Annotated in this window: 21 protein-coding genes; 20 read left to right on the forward strand and 1 reads right to left on the reverse strand. The window is 59.0% G+C overall.

Annotated features, from left to right (window positions below):
• Window positions 1-31 precede the first annotated feature (31 nt).
• The 17 genes from AO065_RS00270 to AO065_RS00350 all read left to right on the forward strand — a co-directional run bounded on the left by AO065_RS00270 (window position 32) and on the right by AO065_RS00350 (window position 12,977).
• On the forward strand, window positions 32-1,027 hold the full coding sequence (locus AO065_RS00270; RefSeq protein WP_004881111.1) for a major capsid protein: 996 nt from the start codon (window positions 32-34) through the stop codon (window positions 1,025-1,027).
• 2 nt (window positions 1,028-1,029) lie between these two features.
• Window positions 1,030-1,344, forward strand: coding sequence for a head-tail joining protein (locus tag AO065_RS00275; RefSeq protein WP_032650674.1), 315 nt, complete (start codon window positions 1,030-1,032; stop codon window positions 1,342-1,344).
• Complete coding sequence (locus AO065_RS00280; RefSeq protein WP_004881116.1) at window positions 1,341-1,997, forward strand: hypothetical protein; 657 nt, start codon at window positions 1,341-1,343, stop codon at window positions 1,995-1,997. Before AO065_RS00275 ends, AO065_RS00280 begins: the two co-directional genes overlap by 4 nt.
• Window positions 1,990-2,520, forward strand: a complete 531-nt coding sequence (locus AO065_RS00285) for a hypothetical protein (protein ID WP_004881117.1) — start codon at window positions 1,990-1,992, stop codon at window positions 2,518-2,520. Before AO065_RS00280 ends, AO065_RS00285 begins: the two co-directional genes overlap by 8 nt.
• Entirely contained in the window at window positions 2,517-3,101 is a 585-nt protein-coding gene (locus AO065_RS00290) for a phage baseplate assembly protein V (RefSeq protein WP_004881120.1), read from the forward strand. Before AO065_RS00285 ends, AO065_RS00290 begins: the two co-directional genes overlap by 4 nt.
• Window positions 3,102-3,143: 42 nt before the next feature.
• On the forward strand, window positions 3,144-3,404 hold the full coding sequence (locus AO065_RS00295) for a hypothetical protein (RefSeq protein WP_004881123.1): 261 nt from the start codon (window positions 3,144-3,146) through the stop codon (window positions 3,402-3,404).
• A 4-nt stretch (window positions 3,405-3,408) separates the two neighbouring features.
• The gene (locus AO065_RS00300) at window positions 3,409-3,735 is read left to right on the forward strand and encodes a GPW/gp25 family protein (protein ID WP_004881126.1); all 327 of its coding nucleotides are present in this window, start codon (window positions 3,409-3,411) and stop codon (window positions 3,733-3,735) included.
• Window positions 3,732-4,613 carry a baseplate assembly protein gene (locus tag AO065_RS00305; protein ID WP_004881128.1) on the forward strand — a complete coding sequence of 294 codons (882 nt, stop codon included), beginning with the start codon at window positions 3,732-3,734 and terminating at the stop codon, window positions 4,611-4,613. The genes AO065_RS00300 and AO065_RS00305 overlap by 4 nt, the downstream gene beginning before the upstream one ends.
• Window position 4,614: 1 nt before the next feature.
• A complete protein-coding gene (locus AO065_RS00310) occupies window positions 4,615-5,220 on the forward strand; it encodes a phage tail protein I (protein ID WP_004881130.1) in 606 nt (201 codons plus the stop codon).
• Entirely contained in the window at window positions 5,217-6,515 is a 1,299-nt protein-coding gene (locus AO065_RS27335; RefSeq protein ID WP_004881131.1) for a phage tail protein, read from the forward strand. Before AO065_RS00310 ends, AO065_RS27335 begins: the two co-directional genes overlap by 4 nt.
• A gap of 6 nt (window positions 6,516-6,521) precedes the next feature.
• Window positions 6,522-6,956, forward strand: coding sequence for a phage tail assembly chaperone (locus AO065_RS00320; protein ID WP_004881133.1), 435 nt, complete (start codon window positions 6,522-6,524; stop codon window positions 6,954-6,956).
• An 89-nt stretch (window positions 6,957-7,045) separates the two neighbouring features.
• The gene (locus AO065_RS00325) at window positions 7,046-8,209 is read left to right on the forward strand and encodes a phage tail sheath C-terminal domain-containing protein (RefSeq protein WP_004881136.1); all 1,164 of its coding nucleotides are present in this window, start codon (window positions 7,046-7,048) and stop codon (window positions 8,207-8,209) included.
• A 12-nt stretch (window positions 8,210-8,221) separates the two neighbouring features.
• Window positions 8,222-8,731 (forward strand): phage major tail tube protein, encoded by a 510-nt coding sequence (locus AO065_RS00330; protein ID WP_004881137.1) that lies wholly within the window; start codon window positions 8,222-8,224, stop codon window positions 8,729-8,731.
• Between the two features lie 45 nt (window positions 8,732-8,776).
• A complete protein-coding gene (locus tag AO065_RS00335) occupies window positions 8,777-9,049 on the forward strand; it encodes a phage tail assembly protein (RefSeq protein WP_162234349.1) in 273 nt (90 codons plus the stop codon).
• A gap of 138 nt (window positions 9,050-9,187) precedes the next feature.
• Window positions 9,188-11,941, forward strand: coding sequence for a phage tail tape measure protein (locus AO065_RS00340; protein WP_054540845.1), 2,754 nt, complete (start codon window positions 9,188-9,190; stop codon window positions 11,939-11,941).
• A gap of 9 nt (window positions 11,942-11,950) precedes the next feature.
• Window positions 11,951-12,796: a phage tail protein gene (locus tag AO065_RS00345; protein WP_004881149.1), complete on the forward strand. Its 846-nt coding sequence runs from the start codon at window positions 11,951-11,953 to the stop codon at window positions 12,794-12,796.
• Window positions 12,771-12,977, forward strand: a complete 207-nt coding sequence (locus AO065_RS00350) for a tail protein X (RefSeq protein WP_004881152.1) — start codon at window positions 12,771-12,773, stop codon at window positions 12,975-12,977. Before AO065_RS00345 ends, AO065_RS00350 begins: the two co-directional genes overlap by 26 nt.
• Here the strand turns inward: AO065_RS00350 and AO065_RS00355 are convergent.
• The gene (locus AO065_RS00355; protein ID WP_004881154.1) at window positions 12,974-13,423 is read right to left on the reverse strand and encodes a hypothetical protein; all 450 of its coding nucleotides are present in this window, start codon (window positions 13,421-13,423) and stop codon (window positions 12,974-12,976) included. The two genes, AO065_RS00350 and AO065_RS00355, sit on opposite strands and share 4 nt — an antisense overlap.
• 94 nt (window positions 13,424-13,517) lie before the next feature.
• Between AO065_RS00355 and AO065_RS00360 the strand changes: the two genes are divergently transcribed.
• The 3 genes from AO065_RS00360 (at window position 13,518) to AO065_RS00370 (ending at window position 16,118) form a co-directional block, all read left to right on the forward strand.
• Window positions 13,518-14,561: a phage late control D family protein gene (locus AO065_RS00360; protein ID WP_004881156.1), complete on the forward strand. Its 1,044-nt coding sequence runs from the start codon at window positions 13,518-13,520 to the stop codon at window positions 14,559-14,561.
• Between the two features lie 38 nt (window positions 14,562-14,599).
• Entirely contained in the window at window positions 14,600-15,145 is a 546-nt protein-coding gene (locus AO065_RS00365; protein ID WP_004881159.1) for a glycoside hydrolase family 19 protein, read from the forward strand.
• 178 nt (window positions 15,146-15,323) lie between these two features.
• Window positions 15,324-16,118, forward strand: coding sequence for a DNA adenine methylase (locus tag AO065_RS00370; protein ID WP_004881161.1), 795 nt, complete (start codon window positions 15,324-15,326; stop codon window positions 16,116-16,118).
• Window positions 16,119-17,000 lie beyond the last annotated feature (882 nt).

Consider the following 17,000-nt stretch of genomic DNA (forward strand, 5'->3'; position numbering starts at 1 on the left):
GCGGGGTTTCGTCTTTCTGGAGAATACCCTCATGGCCGACATCGCCATTTTTGACGACGAAGCATTCAGCGTTGCAACCCTGACCGCTGCGATCAACGAACAACCCTACCTGCCTGGCCGCATCAGCGGACTCGGTCTGTTTCAGGAAGAGGGCATCGCGACCCTGACCGTGCAGATCGAAAAGGACGGCGACACCCTGGCGCTGGTCCCGGCCGGTGAACGTGGCAGTTCCGGTTTTGTGGTCACCGGCACGAAGCGTCGCATGATCCCGTTCAACACCGTGCACCTGCCCGAGCGCTTCACGATCCGGGCGGATGAGATTCAAGGCATCCGCGCATTCGGTTCTCGCACTGAGCTGCAGGCCGTCCAGGACGTCATCAATACCCGTTTGGCAAAAGCCCGTCGTCAGCTGGATGCCACTCACGAATTCCAGCGCATGGGCGCGTTGAATGGCCTGGTGCTGGATGCTGACGGCAAGACACCGCTGCTGGATATCTACTCGGCCTTCGGTGTGCAGCGTCAGAGCCTGTCCATGGCCCTCAACGATGCGAACACCGAGTTGCGCGTCAAGGCAGGCGAAGCCTTGGACATGCAAGAGGATGCCCTCGGCAGTGTCACCAGCACCGGCTCGCGTGCGTTCTGCGGCAAGAACTTCTGGAACAAGATCATCGTTCACAAGTCGGTCAAGGAAACCTACCTGAACTCAACGCAGGCGTCGGAGCTGCGCGGTGATGCCCGTGAAAGCTTCGAGTTCGGCGGCATCGTCTGGGAGCGCTACCGTGGCAAGGTCGCCGGTATCTCTTTCGTCCACGATGACGAAGCGTTGCTCGTCCCTGAAGGCGTGCCGGACCTGTACATCTCGGCCTTCGCGCCGGCGGATTACATGGAGACCGTCAACACCCAGGGCATCCCGTACTACAGCAAGCTGGAAACGCTGCCGTTCGGCAAAGGCGTCGCCGGTGAGGCCCAGTCCAACCCGCTGCACCTCTGCACCCGGCCACGGGCGCAGATCCGCTTGACGCTGTAGCCGTGGCGTTCCGAGAGTTGATCGAAACCCTTGATGACGCTGTGTTCGATGTACTGAGCGATACGGCAGTCATTGAGGGGCGCGAGGTGGCGGGCATGTTCTCGGCACCTTGGCTGCAACCCAAGCTGGGCCGCATCAACACCGGGCTTCGTGAGCCTCACCTGGTCATCCGTGTTGCGGATGCACAGGGCGTGCAGGAGCGGCAGCAAGTGCGCATTGATCTTCCGGTGCAAGACGGCGGCGGTACTTACACGCTGATTCGCCAGGAGCCCGGCGGCGATGCGTTGGTTACCCTCATCCTGAGAATCAACCCATGAGCATCGGCAGCTTTTACAAGCAATCTGCCCGCGACGGCATGATCACGCTGCAGCCTTCGGCAGCCGATCTGGATGCGTTCAATGATTTCGCAGCGGCGGTTCCCAAAGCGGCGATAGCGGCCCAGCGGCGTGCCATTAACAAGACGCTTCGTTGGTTACGCACGCACATCGCCAGGGCTGTCGGTCGGCAGGAACGCATCGCGGTCGCGGCCGTCCGGCAACGCCTCCGGACCTATCCAGTAAACAGCGGTGCAATGCGCGGCAAGCTCTGGTTCGGGCTGGACGCCATTTCCGCCAGTCGGGTCGGCCGTGCGCGGCAGAGCCGTACCGGCGTGACGGTGGCGGGTCGTCGGTTTCAGGGTGCGTTTTTCAAAACTGTCTACGGTGGCAGTCCTGACATCTGGATCCGTACTGCGAGCAAACACTTTGAGGCCGGTGAGTACGCGGAAACCCGGCAGGGCAAGCGGCGCTCTGGCTTCATCGAAGAAAACGGCAGCCGCTTTCCGTTGGCGAAAGCCAAGGTGTCGCTGGAAGAGGCCCGGCCGCACTTTGACAGCTGGGTGAAGCGGGCCGATGAACGTCTGATGGAAATCCTCAAGCAGGAATTCAACTTCGAGATGCAGAAGTACTTGAAAGGAGCCGCCCGTGTCTGACGAAGCCTTCAGCCTTGATTCACTGTACGAAGCCATCGAGCAGCACATCAGGTCAGCGATTGCCGGGCTGGAGTATGTCGGCACAATGCCGGACATGCTTCAGCAGGTCGCAGTGCCCGCCGTGCTGATCGATCTGGTGGAGTTTGAGCCAGGCATCGATCAGGGCACAGGTGAAACAGCCCTGATCGCCCGGTTCGAAGCGCGGGTGATCGTGGGGGCCGAGCGCGAGCAATGTCAGCAACAGGCTGCATTTGCTGCCACGCAGTTGGCGGTTCTGCTGAGGCTGCAGACTTGGGGGCTTGAGGTTGAGCCTGCTGAGTTCGTGCGGGCTGCGCAAGACTGGTCGCGCCCAGAGCTTGATGCTTATGCGGTCTGGGTCGTCGAGTGGACGCAGGGGATCTACCTCGGTGACGAGGAATGGCCGTGGCCCGATGAGCCGCCTGGCACGCTGGTGTTCGCGTTCAGTCCGGACACAGGGAGGGGGCGTGAGGACAATTACCAAGCGCCCGAGGGCATGACATGAGTTACGCCACAGCAGAACACGACCGCATGCTGGCTGGAGTAGTCAAGGACTGCTACGTCGTTGCGCTCGATCTGACCGCTTCCCCTCCGGTATGCCGCGTTTCTGACGGCAATTGGGTCAGCGCCTGGGTGCGCTGGCACAGTGTTGCAGCTGGTAAGGCCCGACATTGGCGGGCACCTTCTCTGAACGAGCAGGGCACGCTGTTCAGTGCCAGCGGTGATGTGTCACAAGGCACGTTCGTTCCGGGGCTGTATGGAAGCGCGGGTGCTCAGCCTGATAACCGCGATCACGTCGAGGTCTGGCGCTTCGACGACGGCGGTTCGCTGATCTACGACTGGCAGGCCAAAACTTACACGATTGATCTGCCCAGCGGCACGGTGGCAATCAACGTCGGTGCAAGCTCTGCCATCGTGACTGATGAATCAATCACCGCAACCTCCGGGACGATTACCGCCAAGGCAGGGAAGATCACGCTGGACGGCGAAGTCTTGATCACCGGAACACTCAAAGTCGCCAAAGATATTTTGGGTGCTGGGAAAATCATCGACACCGGTGGTAACACCGCAAACCACAAACACTGACCTGGCCCGCATTGCGGGCTTTTTACTGTCTGGAGAAAAGAAATGGCGGCTGTCAAAAACGAAACACCTTCTGCCTATGAGGCAGTGCGCCAGTTGGAACCGGCGGCCAAACCGGCATCGCCACCCACGGCATCTGCGCCTGCGACGCGCACCTACCGCGACAAGCTGTACACCTCGCGGACGCTGATCCTCGCGGATAACCGCACACTGGCTATTGCTGCAGGGCAAGCCACCGTTCCGGCAGACGATACGGTTGCGCTGGACTACCTGCATCAGCACCCGGACTTTGAGCCGTTGGAGTAAGCCCATGATCGGAATGGATCGCCGTACCGGTCAGCCCGTCTCAGGCCTGGCGCACCTGCGGCAGTCCATCGAAGACATCCTGAGCACGCCCATAGGCAGTCGCCGCATGCGGCCTGATTACGGCAGCAAGATTCGACGCTTCGTCGACTTACCCGTCAATGACGGTTGGAAAAGTGCGGTGCAAGCCGAGGTGGCACGATCCCTCTCACGCTGGGAACCGCGTTTGCGTCTTGAGCGCGTCAGGGTGATTGCGGTCCTGAACGGGCAGGTCACGTTGCAACTTACCGGAATCTATCTGGGTGACAACGCGGTACTGGAGGTGACGGCATGAGCCTGATCGAATTGTCGGCCCTGCCCGCGCCGCAGGTGCTGGAGGATCTGGACTTCGAAGAGGTCTATCAGGGAGAACTAAGCGCTTTCCGGGATTACTTGGGGGACAACTGGACCGCGCTGCTCGAGAGCGATCCGGTTACCAAGCTGCTGGAGCTGGGGGCTTACCGGCGATTGCAGAACCGTGCCCGCGTCAACGATGCAGCCAAGTCGTTGATGTTGGCCTACGCCCAGAAGGGCGACCTGGATCAGTTGGCGGCAAACGTTCATCTCAAACGGCTGGTTGTCCAGACGCAGGACCTGAGCGCGGTGCCGCCTGTCATGCAGGTTCTGGAAGAGGACGACGCGTTACGTGAACGGGTTCAGTTGGCTTATGAGGGGCTGACGACGGCCGGTCCTCGAAGCAGCTACATCCTGCATGCCCGCAACGCATCTGGTCTGGTCGCTGATGCAACAGCCGAGAGCCCATCTCCGGCGGTAGTGGTAGTCACGGTTCTCGCGTTGGAGGGAAACGGCGTAGCGTCCGAGGATCTGCTCGAAACAGTTCGACAGAATCTCAGCGATGACGACGTGCGTCCGCTGGGTGACCGCCTGACGGTGCAGAGCGCACAGATACTGCCGTACCGGATCGACGCAGTCGTGCACATGATTGGCAGTGGGCCGGAGACTGAAGCGACGTTGGCCGAGTGCCGGAGCCGCTTGCAGTCCTGGGTCAACCCCAGACGTCGCCTTGGCCTTGAAGTCGCCCGCTCCGGCGTGGATGCACAGTTGCATATCGAAGGTGTCAGCAGGGTGGACCTGCAAGGCTGGGTGGATATCAGTCCTTCCAAGGCCCAGGCCGCATGGTGCGAAGCCCTGACTGTCATCCGAGGGCGTTGAGATGTCGAGTTTGCTACCTCTCAACAGCACCTCGCTTGAGCGGGCCATCGAAGCGGCCACGGATGAAACTACACAGATCCCGCTGCGTACTTTGTATAACCCGCAGACGTGTCCCGCGCACCTTCTCTACCACCTTGCCTGGGCCTGGTCTGTCGACCGCTGGGATGAGGAGTGGGCCGAGCCAGTCAAGCGGGCTGCCATTAGCGCGTCGTTCTACATTCACGAACACAAAGGCACGATTGGGGCGATTCGTCGCGTGGTCGAGCCACTGGGTTACCTGATTGAAGTGATGGAATGGTGGCAAACCGTACCGGAAGGCGTGCCAGGCACGTTCGCCCTGGTGGTCGGGGTGCTGGATACCGGTATCACGGAGGAGATGTATTACGAACTGACCGCGTTGATTGACGATGCCAAGCCGGTCAGTCGGCACCTGACGGGGCTGGCCATCAGCCTTGAAAGCAAGGGTGCCTTGAACATCGCTGTCGCCTTGTACGAAGGCGACGTCATCGACGTCTACCCGCCTGTCATGCGCGACATTGAAGTCACCGGCACCCTCGGCGTGGCTGGGCGTGAAACCTCAATTGATACTCTGGATGTTTACCCATGATCGATGCGAACTCGCAGTTCTTTGCCATCCTCACGAAAGTGGGTGAGGCCAAGCAGGCGAATGCCGATGCGCTTGGCATTCCCTGGCTGCTCACCCACATGGGCGTCGGTGATGCCAACGGCACGGACCCGGTGCCAGACAGGCTGCAAACGAAGCTGATAAACGAATGGCGACGCCGTCCATTGAATCAACTCAAGATTGATCCGGCCAACGAAGCCGTGATCATTGCCGAGCAGATCATCCCGGCCGATGAAGGCGGCAAATGGATTCGCGAAATCGGGCTCTATGACGCGGATGGGGATCTGGTTGCGGTTGCCAACTGTGCACCTAGCTTTAAGCCGGTGCTGTCCCAAGGCTCGGGGCGGACTCAGGTTGTGCGTATGAATTTCATTGTGACTAACTCTGGGGTGATCACGCTCAAGATTGACCCCGCAGTAGTACTGGCCACCCGTGAATACGTCGACGGCCTGACGGGCAGAGCCAGCCAGGCGGACGCTGAGAAAGGCGAAGACAGCCTTCTGATCATGACGCCACTTCGGGTGTTCCAAGCGATTGCCAAGGTGGTGCGTCAGGCCACGGAGACCGCATCTGGCTGGGCAAAAATAGCAACGCAGGATCAGGTCTCCGCTGGCCTGAATGATTCAACCATCGTGACGCCCAAAAAACTGCGCGGCGCACAGGCCAGTCAGGCTGAGGCTGAACTGGGGACGAATGACACCAAATTGATGACCCCGCTTCGGGTGTTTCAAGCGGTCGCACAACCGAAGCGATTCGCAATGTTTACCGCTAACGGTAGTTGGACATGCCCAGCAGGCGTCACGGAAATCCTGGTCAATGCCTGTGGCGGTGGCGCGGGCGGCGCGGGTTCAAATGGATCGACAAACGCCGGTCAGGGCGGTGGAGGTGGCGCATGCTTACGTGACCAGCGCTACGCCGTTGAACCGGGAAAAGTCTACGCGGTGACTATAGGTAAAGGTGGTGCTGGCGGGGCAGTCAATTCAGATGGTGTCGGGGGTTCGCTGACCAGTTTGGGTGCTGTCTTTACATTGCCAGGAGGCGTTGCTGGCTCGAAAAATGGCGTGGGGTTCGGCGGTCCTGGTGGCTGGGGCGGCCAGCCGGGCGGCGATTCGTTTGCGTTGGGTGGCGCGGGTGGCTCCACCTTGTTTGGTGCCGGTGGTGCTTCGCGTGCAGCGTCGGGTTATCAGGGCACGGGCTTTGGGGCTGGTGGCGCTGGCGGCTCTATTAACTGGGCTGGCGGTGCCGGTGCCGATGGCTTTATCTCAATCAGGTGGTAAACGGCAATGAAAACTCAAAAAGGGCATTGGTATGCCCATATTCAGGCTGCACGGGTGGTCTGGATTTTTACTCAGGCGGATCTGCCAGAATTCAATGAAAACGACATTGAGGTCATTGACGTGACGTCACTTGAACCCAGACCGCAAGTGGGGTGGGTTGTTATTGATGGCGTACTTGAGCCTCCGCCCGATCAGTCTGTGGTTGAGTTGGCCGCTGTTGAACGCGTCTGGCGGGACGGTCTGTTGACGGCCACCCAATGGCTGACCGGCCGCCATCGAGATGAAATAGACTTGGGCGATGCTCTGACATTGACCGCTGACCAATACGTCGAGCTGCTGACGTTCCGTAAGGCGCTGCGCGACTGGCCCCAAGGCGCACAGTTTCCTTACGCGACGCATCGGCCCGCACCTCCAGACTGGATGGCTACTCAGTCCCTCTGAACGCCCCGCACTGACGGGGCGTTTTTCCCTGCGCAGCAACAAACCATGACCTCGCTTTGCGGGGTTTTTCCGTTTCTGGAGATCACATTATGAGTTTCTTCCACGGCGTGACTGTGACGAACGTCGACACCGGCGCACGTACCATCTCGTTGCCCACCTCCTCGATCATTGGTCTGGTCGACACGTTCACCGAAGCGCCGACGCGCAGTGCCAAGGTCAACGACCTGGTACTGATCACAACCGAGCGTGAAGCTATCGCTGCATTTGGTCCCGACTCGGCCATCACCAAAGCCTGTCAGGCCATCTATGTGAAAGCCAAGGCGGTGATCGTTGCATGTGGCGTTGCGAAGCTGGATGACCCTGCCCAGCAAACCTCGGCCATCATCGGCGGCGTGAAAGCTGACGGCACCCGCACCGGACTCCAGGCACTGCTGGACGGCAAGAGCCGCTTCAATGCCCAGCCGCGTTTGCTGATTGCGCCCAAGCACAGTGCGACTCTGGCGGTCGGCACCGCAATGGCGGCACTCGCCGACAAGCTCCGTGCGCTGCCCATCTTCGATGGCCCCAACACCACCGACGAAGCGGTGATGGCATACGCCAAGAACTTCGGCGGCAAGCGCTCCTTCATGGTCGACCCTGGCGTCCAGTACTGGGACACCGTTGCCAGCGCGACGATTGATGCACCGGGTTCTGCCTGGGTGGCGGGCTTGTTTGCCTGGACTGACGCTGAGTACGGATTCTGGGCGTCGCCGTCCAACAAAGAGTTTGCCGGAATCACCGGCACCACGCGCCCCATCGAGTTTCTGGACGGCGACGAAACCTGCCGGGCCAACCTGCTCAACAACGCCAATATCGCGACGATCATCCGTGATGATGGTTACCGCCTGTGGGGCAACCGCACCCTGAGCAGCGATGCCAAGTGGGCGTTCGTCACCCGTGTGCGCACCATGGACATCGTCATGGACGCGATCCTTTACGGACACAAGTGGGCCGTGGACCGCTCGATCACTGCGACCTACATCAAGGACGTGACCGAGGGCCTGCTGGCGTTCATGCGTGACCTGAAAAATCAGGGCGCGATCATCAACTTCGAAGTGTTCGCGGACACCGAACTGAACACGGCCAGCCAGCTGGAGCAGGGCAAGGTGTACTGGAATATCCGTTTCACCGACGTACCGCCTGCCGAAAACCCCAACTTCCGCGTTGAAGTCACCAACCAATGGCTGACCGAAGTGCTCGACTCTGCCGCTTAAGGAGCTGCAACGATGGCAATGATTCCCGAAACACTGAGCAACCTGAACCTGTTCGTGGACGGTGTCAGCTTTCAGGGCGACGTGCCCAGCCTGACCCTTCCCAAGATGACGCTCAAGACCGAAGAACATCGTGGCGGCGGCATGGACGCGCCGGTCGAGCTGGACATGGGCATGGAAAAGCAGGAATCGAACTTCACCACCACGGGCGTGCGCCGTGAGTCGCTGAAGTTCTTCGGCCTCGCTGACGGTACCGCGTTCAACGGTGTTTTTCGCGGCGCTTTCAAAGGGCTCAAGGGCAAGATCACGCCGGTAGTGGTGACCCAGCGTGGCCGACTCAAAGAGGTCGACATGGGGGACTGGAAGGCCGGTGACAAGTCCGAGATCAAACACGCGGTCGCGCTCACTTACTACAAGCTGGAAGTGGATGGTCGCTTGATCTACGAGATCGATGTGCTGGGTATGAAACGCGTCATTGATGGTGTTGACCAGCTCGCTGCAGAACGTTCGGCCCTTGGCCTCTGATAGAAGGAAAACCCTGTGTCTCAAGTAAATACCAATCCGAAGTGGATGACCCTGACTGCCGAGAGTGTTTCGGTCAAGCTGAGCAAGCCAGCCGATGTCAACAGCGTTCAGGTCGACACCATCACCATGCGAGCCCCGACCGTTCGCGATGTGCGCACCGCCCAGGCGTCAGCCAATGGCGATGACGAACAACGTGAGCTGAACCTGTTCGCATCCCTTGCAGAAATGGGAGTCCGCGATCTGGAAGGGCTGTCCCTCAAAGACTACAGCCGCCTGCAGGCCGGTTATTTTCGCCTGGTGCGCGACGACGAGCTTTGATCCCGCACTGCAAAGGCTCGCGGCGAAGCGGCTCGCCAAAGAGCTGGGGTTTTCGTCGGCGGAAATCATGTCCATGTCTTTCTCGGACATGATCTGGTGGCTCACGGACTGAGCCCATCCCAATATCAGAGGTGAATGATGGCGAACAATCTGGCGCTCGGCCTGGTGATTGGCGGCGCTGTCAGCCCGACCGTGGGTGCGGCATTCAACACCGTTGAAAACCGCATCAAGAAGCTGGAGCAGCGCGGCAATCAGGCCAAGGTGCTGAGGAACACGATTGGCGAAACGATGCGCCTTCGTGACGAGTGGAAGAAAGCGCACGACAGTGGTGCCGCATCGGCCTCCGGGTTGTTGCGCAAGCTTGAAGGCAACCTCGATACCCTGCGCAAACAGGGTGTTCAGGTCGGCAAACTCAGGCAGGAATACCAGTCCCTTGACCGTGTGGCCAGAAGCATGGACCTCAAGGTCAAGGGACACCATCAGATCGATGAAGGCAAAGCTAAACTCAGATCAGGGATCGGCACCGCCGTCGCCGGAGTCGGAGCGTTGGCGGTACCGACCAAAATCAGTGCCGACTATCAGGCGATCATTCGGGACATCGCCATCAAGGCCGGTGTGGCCAACAAGCCACAGGAAGCGGAGCTGACCACTTCGGTGATCAAGACTTCGGCGGACACCGGTATGGCCCGCAACGAGGTGGCCGACCTGGTCAACAAGCTGGTTGGCGCAGGTATGAGCTTGGACAAGGCGTTGTCCTACGCGCCAGTGGCGGCCAAGTTCGCTGTCGGACAGGGTGCCAGCGGCACCGACACGGCCAACATGATCCAGGCGCTGCAGCAGAACGCCAAGATCACCGATCCCAAGATCATGGAGAAAGCCCTCGAGGCAGTTGCCATGCAGGGGCAGGCAGGTAGCTTTGAGGCCAGCGACATGGCGCGCTGGTTCCCGCAGTTGCTTGCTGGCATGGGCAAGCTGGGCGTGACCGGAATGGATTCGGTGAGTCAGCTCGGTGCGATGCTTCAGGTTCAGATGAAAACGGCCGGCGGCTCGGATGAGGCAGCCAACAACCTGAAGAACTGGATGGAGAAGATAGGCTCCACCGACGTGGTGAAGTCGTACAAGGACGTTGGTATCGATTATCAGGGCTCTTTGAACACGGGCATCCAGAAGGGGATGTCGACGCTGGAGTCCAGCTTTGCGCTGGCCCAGCACTACATCGAAAAGACCGACCCGGCGAAAGCCAAAAAGATGAAGGACGCCACGGAGAAAATCAGCAAAGAGGCTGATCCGGCCAAGGCCAAGGAGATGCTGGACTCGCTGGAGCAGGCTCTGCGCACTGGCGACCTCTTTGCCGACATGCAGGTCAAAGCTGCGCTGACGGCGTACTCGCAGAACCGTGCCCTGTACGACCAGTTGAAAAAGGATTCACAGAACGCTTCCGGAATCCTCGACAAGAACCTTGCCGAGCGTCGCGGTGCGTCCTCGCAGATCTGGGCCGAGACGTTCCAGGCGGTCAATGATTCGATGCGTAGCGTCGGCGACGCGATTCGTCCCGTTACCGACGCCGTCGCCAAAGGCATCACGGCAACGGCCAAGGGCTTCACAGCGCTTTCTGACACGTCCCAACCTGTAGTGCTGGCCATCACCGCTGTAGGCGCAGGGCTGGTGGCCCTCAAGTCAGCGGCGGGTGCCTTCAAGATTGGTAAGGGGTTGCTCAATCTCGGACGCGGGTCGCTCGGTGGCAACCCGAACAAGATACAGAAAGTCTATGTCACCAACTCTGGCGACAAGAACGACAAGCCCGAAGGCAAGGTGGGTGCCGTCAAAGGATTGCTGGAGACCGGTCTAAAAGCCTTCAAGGGTAAAGACAAGCCAAAGGGTAAGGATAAGGACAAGCCTGGCGCTGAGGGCAAGGACAGCGCTGATGATGGTGATGAGGCAGAGGAGGGCGGCAAGACGGGGTTCGATCCGGTCGAAACCGGGCTGAAACTGCTCGATATCTTTGGCGAGGCCAGCAACGACGGAGAGGGTGCCGGTAGCACGGGCAGCAGCTCGGAGCCGCAGAAGGTGTTCGTCGTTAACGCCAATGCCATCGGCGGCGGTGCCAGTGGGCCGGGAGATCAGCGTCGGTCAAGGCGCAGCCGTCGACGTGGTGCTGCTGGCGGCGGCGCGGGTAGTCGACGCGCAGGTCCTCCTCGACCACCGATACCGCCGAGCCCGCCCGTGCCACCTCCTGCGGCGGGCCGACTGGCACGTCTTGCTGGTGCCGCAGGAAAGCTGGGTGGTGTGGCCAAACTGGTCCCCGGTGGGAAATTTCTGGATGCCGGGATGCTGGCTCTGGACACTTACCAGAACGCAGGGACCCAGGACGAGAAAGCGGAAGGCTACGGCGGCGCTGCCGGTGGACTGGCCGGTGCGTTGGCTGGTGGCGCGGCGGGTGCTGCAATCGGCTCCATCGTGCCGGTGATCGGCACCGCCATTGGCGGCGCGGTCGGTGCGTTTCTTGGCGGTATGGGCGGTGAGGGCATCGGTGGCTTTTTGGGTAAAGCGTTGTTTGGTTCGGATGAGAAGGCCGAGGCCGTCGCCGACAAGGCGGGGGACGCCAAGCCCGCTGCGGTACCTGGTGATGTCGTCAAGGCCATGGTCGCAGCCACGGCTGCACCGCTGGCGTTGCCCGCTATCGTCAACGCGTCCGAGAAGGTCAAGCCCGAGGCCACGAAGGTTGACCAGCAATTCACCTTCTCGCCGAATATGCCCGTTAGCGTACAGGGCGACGTGAAGGACCCGGCCCAGTTGGCGCGTGAAATCGCTCCGTTTCTCCAGCGTCAGTTTGAGGAATTCAGCCGCCAGGCTGCGGCCCGTCAACTGTTTGATGCCCCGCACGTGGGGTGAGGAAAGGTCATGGCTTATGCAGAACAACTGCAGTCGTCTTTGAAGTACCTGGTGTCCGCTGGCGAGGTGGGACGCCGTAGCCTGGACGGCATGCTTGGCCCCTTGAATGGGGCAATCAGCGATATGACCGGTGCTGCCTCGGAGCTTGAGAACATCCCGTTCATTGGTCCTTCCATCGGCGCTAAGCTACAGCGCACCATGCGTGGCATCAACGTCGCCCAGTCCACGGTTGGCAGAGTAGTGTCGATGTACGGACAGGCCACCGCCGCGATGTCGCAGGTACAGGAGCGCATGGGGACATTGAAGGAACAGGCATCAAAGGCTGGTGCGGCAATCAACCGGGCGGCCGGAAGTGTCAGCCCCACGCTCAGCAATATCGTGCCGACGGGCAGCTTTCAAACACAGACCACGCCTGCGCCGGAGGCGGTCAAGCCGTTCCCGCATTTGTTGATCGTTCAGCCGCTCAAGCCCGAGGCCCAGCCTTACTACTTCAACCTGGACACGGCGGCGTTTGACGAGCTGCGACGGCAGACCGCGTTTCGCTGGGCAGGCCAAGAACGTCTGACACGCAGCATTGCCCAGCAGGCGGTCGGCCTGGGTGACGACAAACTCAGTTTGAAGGGGGCAATCTTTCCAGGCTTTAAGGGGGGGCTCAAGCAAATGGACACCTTGCGTAGCATGGGGCGCAACCTACAACCGCTGAGCCTGACCACCGGCTACGGCGAGGTGCTGGGCAACTGGTGCTTGCTGAGCGTGGATGAAGAACAGAGCAACCTGCTGGCCGGGGGCATTCCCCGCAAGCAGGGCTTTTCACTGGAGTTTGTGAGCTATGGCGACGACCTGCAGAACGTCTGACGGGGATCTGCTGGACACGCTGTGTCAGCAATATTACGGGCACCTGAGCGGCAGCGTCGAGGCCGTGCTGGATGCCAATCAGGGGTTGGCAGATGAACCCCAACCTTTCCGGGCTGGGGTGCAGATCCTACTGCCAGATCTGCTTACTCAGACCGATGAAGTGATTCAGTTGTGGGGTTAGCTCGCTGCCTTGATGCATTCCATAGCGGCTTGCAAATAGGACTGATGCGACCGGACGAACAACTTCTCGTTGCTCCCAATCAGACCTTGCCATGATGTTGCTGCCTCAATGGAAGCGGTATTGCACTTTGCGAACGGAGTAAAAACCGTTCCAAACTTCGTGCCTTCATCTTGAAGCTTGTTCAGGGCGATGGCCTGGTTGCGGCTTTGGGTGCCGTTAATAGTTCCCGACTTGGCCAGAGCATGTCCATCCTCGACTGCGCTGTTTAGTCTGACGATGAAATCCATAGCGTCCGCTTTTGGAATCTTTGCTGCGGCGTCTTGTGCTTCCAGATAGCGTTGGCCTCTGGCTTTGTCCTCGGCGCTGACATGCTCGGGTGCGAGGTCTATCACCTCAAGTTTCTTTTCTGCTTGCACTGAGCCTGCGGCCAGCACGAGCAAGATCATTCCGGTAGTCCTTTTCAACGTTCAATCCTTATTTATATTCGGCGGCGGATTCTAGTGAATCCGCCATGCCGTGTCATGGCTATAAGAAGGTCTCATGAAACCGGTATTCCGAATTGTCGCGGACCGCAACGATATTACGGCGCTGATCAACGACCGGCTGCTGCTGCTTCGCACGAGCGATAAGCCAGGCATGGAGTCAGACGAATTTGAGCTGCGCATCGACGACAGGGATCGTGCTGTCTCACTGCCTGCGCGCGGTGCGGGCATCGAGATCTATCTGGGTTACGAAGGGCATCGCCTCACTCGACTTGGTCTCTACACCGTGGACGACGTCGAGGCGTCTGGTCCGCCCGACACCTTGGTGATACGCGGAAAAGCCAGTGACATGCGCGGCAGCGGCCGGACAACACGATCCGGTAGCTGGGAGAACGTCCCCTTGCAGCAGATAGTCAGCGACATCGCTGCCCGCAATGGCTGGAAACCGGTGTGTACCGTGACGACCAAAGTCCCGCGCATCGATCAGCTTGACGAGTCCGATTTCAACTTCATCACCCGGGTGGCCAAGAAGTACGACTGCACCGCAAAAGTCGCGGACGGCCAACTGCTGGTGCTGCCGCGTCAAGAAGGGGTCAGCGCGAGCGGCAAGTCATTGGGCGTGGTAACGATCCGCCGTGATGAGGTGGCGCGCTGGCAGTTTCGTCTCAGCGATAAAACCACGCAGAAAGCCGTTCAGGCCAAGCATCAAGACAAGAAGACTGGAAAGCTGCAGGTCGTCGAGCTGAGCAACGACCAGTCCCCCGCCGGCCTCCCGGCTGTTCATACCGACCGTCATATCCATCCCAACAAGTCCGCCGCTGAGCAGGCTGCCAAAGCGCGCCTCGCTGCATTCAATCGCAGCACGGCCGGTGTTCGTCTTGAAATGGCGGGCCGTACCGATTTGTTCGCGGAGCGGATGATCAGTGCAGTGGACTTCAAGGTCGGCCTTGATGGCGAGTACCTGATCGACTCGGTTGAACAGGTCTTCACCCAGTCGGGTTGGACCACGACGGTTGAGTGCAACGGCGGGAAGTCCGGCAAGGCCAAGGCGAAGGGCAAGAAAAAGAAAGAGAAAAAACCGGTCAAGGTCGTACAGCTTTAACCGGTCAGGTCACCACTCACTTATCAGGAGATTCACGCATGTCGATTACCGCGCAGCAGCTGCTGCAGATCCTCCCCAACGCCAGCTCCCGAGCTGGCGTTTTTGTTCCTGCCCTAAACGTTGCCATGGGCAAGTACGGCATCGTCACCAAATTGCGCATTGCCGCGTTCCTTGCGCAGATCGGCCACGAGTCCGGCCAGCTTCGCTACGTGCGTGAGTTGGGTAGTGACAGTTATCTGGACAAATACGATACGGGGCGGCTCGCTGAGCGCCTCGGCAATACCCCCGAAGATGACGACGACGGCCAGTTGTATCGGGGGAGGGGGCTTATTCAAATCACGGGCCGGGCGAACTATGCCGCGTGTGGTGATGCGCTGGGGCTTGATCTGCTCACGCACCCTGAGCTGCTTGAGGAGCCGCAACACGCCGCGATGTCGGCTGGGTGGTTCTGGCACCGAGCAAGCCTGAATACGTTGGCCGATAAATCTGACTTTCTGCTGATCACAAGGCGCATCAATGGTGGCACCAACGGGCTGAAGGATCGCGAAGATATCTACCAGCGAGCCCTGAAAGTCTTGCCATAGCAGTCAATACGAAAGCAACGGCAGAAACAAAAGAGCGACCAGCCCGGATGCGTCAACATCCCGGCTGATCGCCGTTCCCGCAGAATACCCCTGCAAGTCCAGCCAAGGCTCTCGCTTCGTGCACAAAGCGCGGCGAGCCTAGCACCTGTTCATATATACAGTAAAGGTCTTGCTACTCATGTCCACACCCATCATCCCTTGGATGGGCGGCAAACGCCGCCTGGCCGACCGTCTCATCCCGCTATTCCCACCACACGAATGCTACGTCGAAGTATTCGCAGGCGGTGCGGCCCTCTACTTCATGCGTCCCCAGGCAGCCCCCGTTGAGGTCTTGAACGACATCAACGGGGATCTGGTCACGCTATATCGCGTCGTCCAAAACCACCTTGAAGAATTCGTCCGCCAGTTCAAATGGGCACTCAGCTCCCGCCAGGTATTTGAGTGGCAGAAGATGACCCGTCTCGAAACCCTCACCGACATTCAGCGCGCTGCCCGTTTCTTCTACCTGCAGCACCACGCCTTCGCTGGCAAGGTAAGCGGGCAGACGTTCGGCACTGCGACGACGGGGCCGGCCATCAACCTACTGCGGATCGAGGAAAACCTGTCAGCTGCTTGGCAGCGTTTGTCGGGCACGTATGTGGAGAATCTGCCGTGGCTTGAGTGTGCTGAGCGTTATGACCGGCCTCACACCTTCCATTACATGGACCCGCCTTACTGGCAGACGGCTGGGTATGGTGTGGATTTTCCGTTTGAGAATTACGAGCGGATGGCTGAGTTCATGCGGAGGTGTAAGGGGAAGGTGATGGTGAGCATCAATGACCATCCCGACATCCGGCGAGCGTTCAGCGGGTTCCATTTTGAGATGCTGGATATCCGCTATACGACTCCAAACCAACGACAAGGCAAAGCCCCCGTTACCGGTGAGTTGATCGTAATGAACTGGAAGCCCGACGCCTTGGGTGGGCTGTTTTAGATGAGGTGGAAACCGGCAGAGTTGATGCTCCACCGGTTTTTTGTTAGCACCAGCTCTGAACAATCCTGATCAGCTCAATAGCTAGGTAGATGAGCGCTACCAAAAGCTCGAGTTTCGGATCCATAGCCTGATCTCCAAAGGGAGTGTGGCCGGTGTTGGTGTCTCCGATCCTGTGTGCTAACGTTACGTCGTCGTGGACAGCACAATAGAGCGGGGCAAAGCGCCACCGGGTTAACACTTTGCGCTGTCAGCCTCAAGGGGGATGGAGCTGCAACTCCATCCCCCCCCTCCCTCTCGACAAACAGCTTTTCTACATATATGCCAATGCAAACCCGCTTTTAAGATTGTCGAAAAAGTTCGAGCGCTATATGCGATCTGAGTATGCTTGTGCAATGTTGGAGATGCTAGTTTGTCTAGTGCTGTCCCGTCAATAGTATTGCACGCATCTTTTTATTTGTATATGCAGGCAGAGCGCGGAATTAATGATCTGTAGGCTCACTTTTTCACGAATTGCGTCTACAGAACACCACTTTCCGAATCGGAAATTCCCTGTGGCGAGTCACTTGGTCGTTCGCTCTCACCACTTGAAAGGCCCTATCTATAAGGTCTTTGGGTGATTTTAACAGGATCAAGCAATCTCCCGCGAGCGAGTTCGTCGAACCAATGGTTGGCTATAAGATGATATCTGTTGGTAGCTAATAGTACCTTTTAGTACCAAGAGATATCTTTGGTTGGTGAAAGATATCTCTCGGCTGATTTGGTAAGCTATCCGAAATTAATTGCCTTTCTGAAAGTTTGGAAGTTACCTGAAGATACAGAACCTATCTGAGGATACAGAACCTATCTGAGGATACAGAACCTATCTGAGGATACAGAACCTAT

It is taken from the genome of Pseudomonas viridiflava, from assembly GCF_001642795.1.
Classification (GTDB): domain Bacteria; phylum Pseudomonadota; class Gammaproteobacteria; order Pseudomonadales; family Pseudomonadaceae; genus Aquipseudomonas; species Aquipseudomonas viridiflava.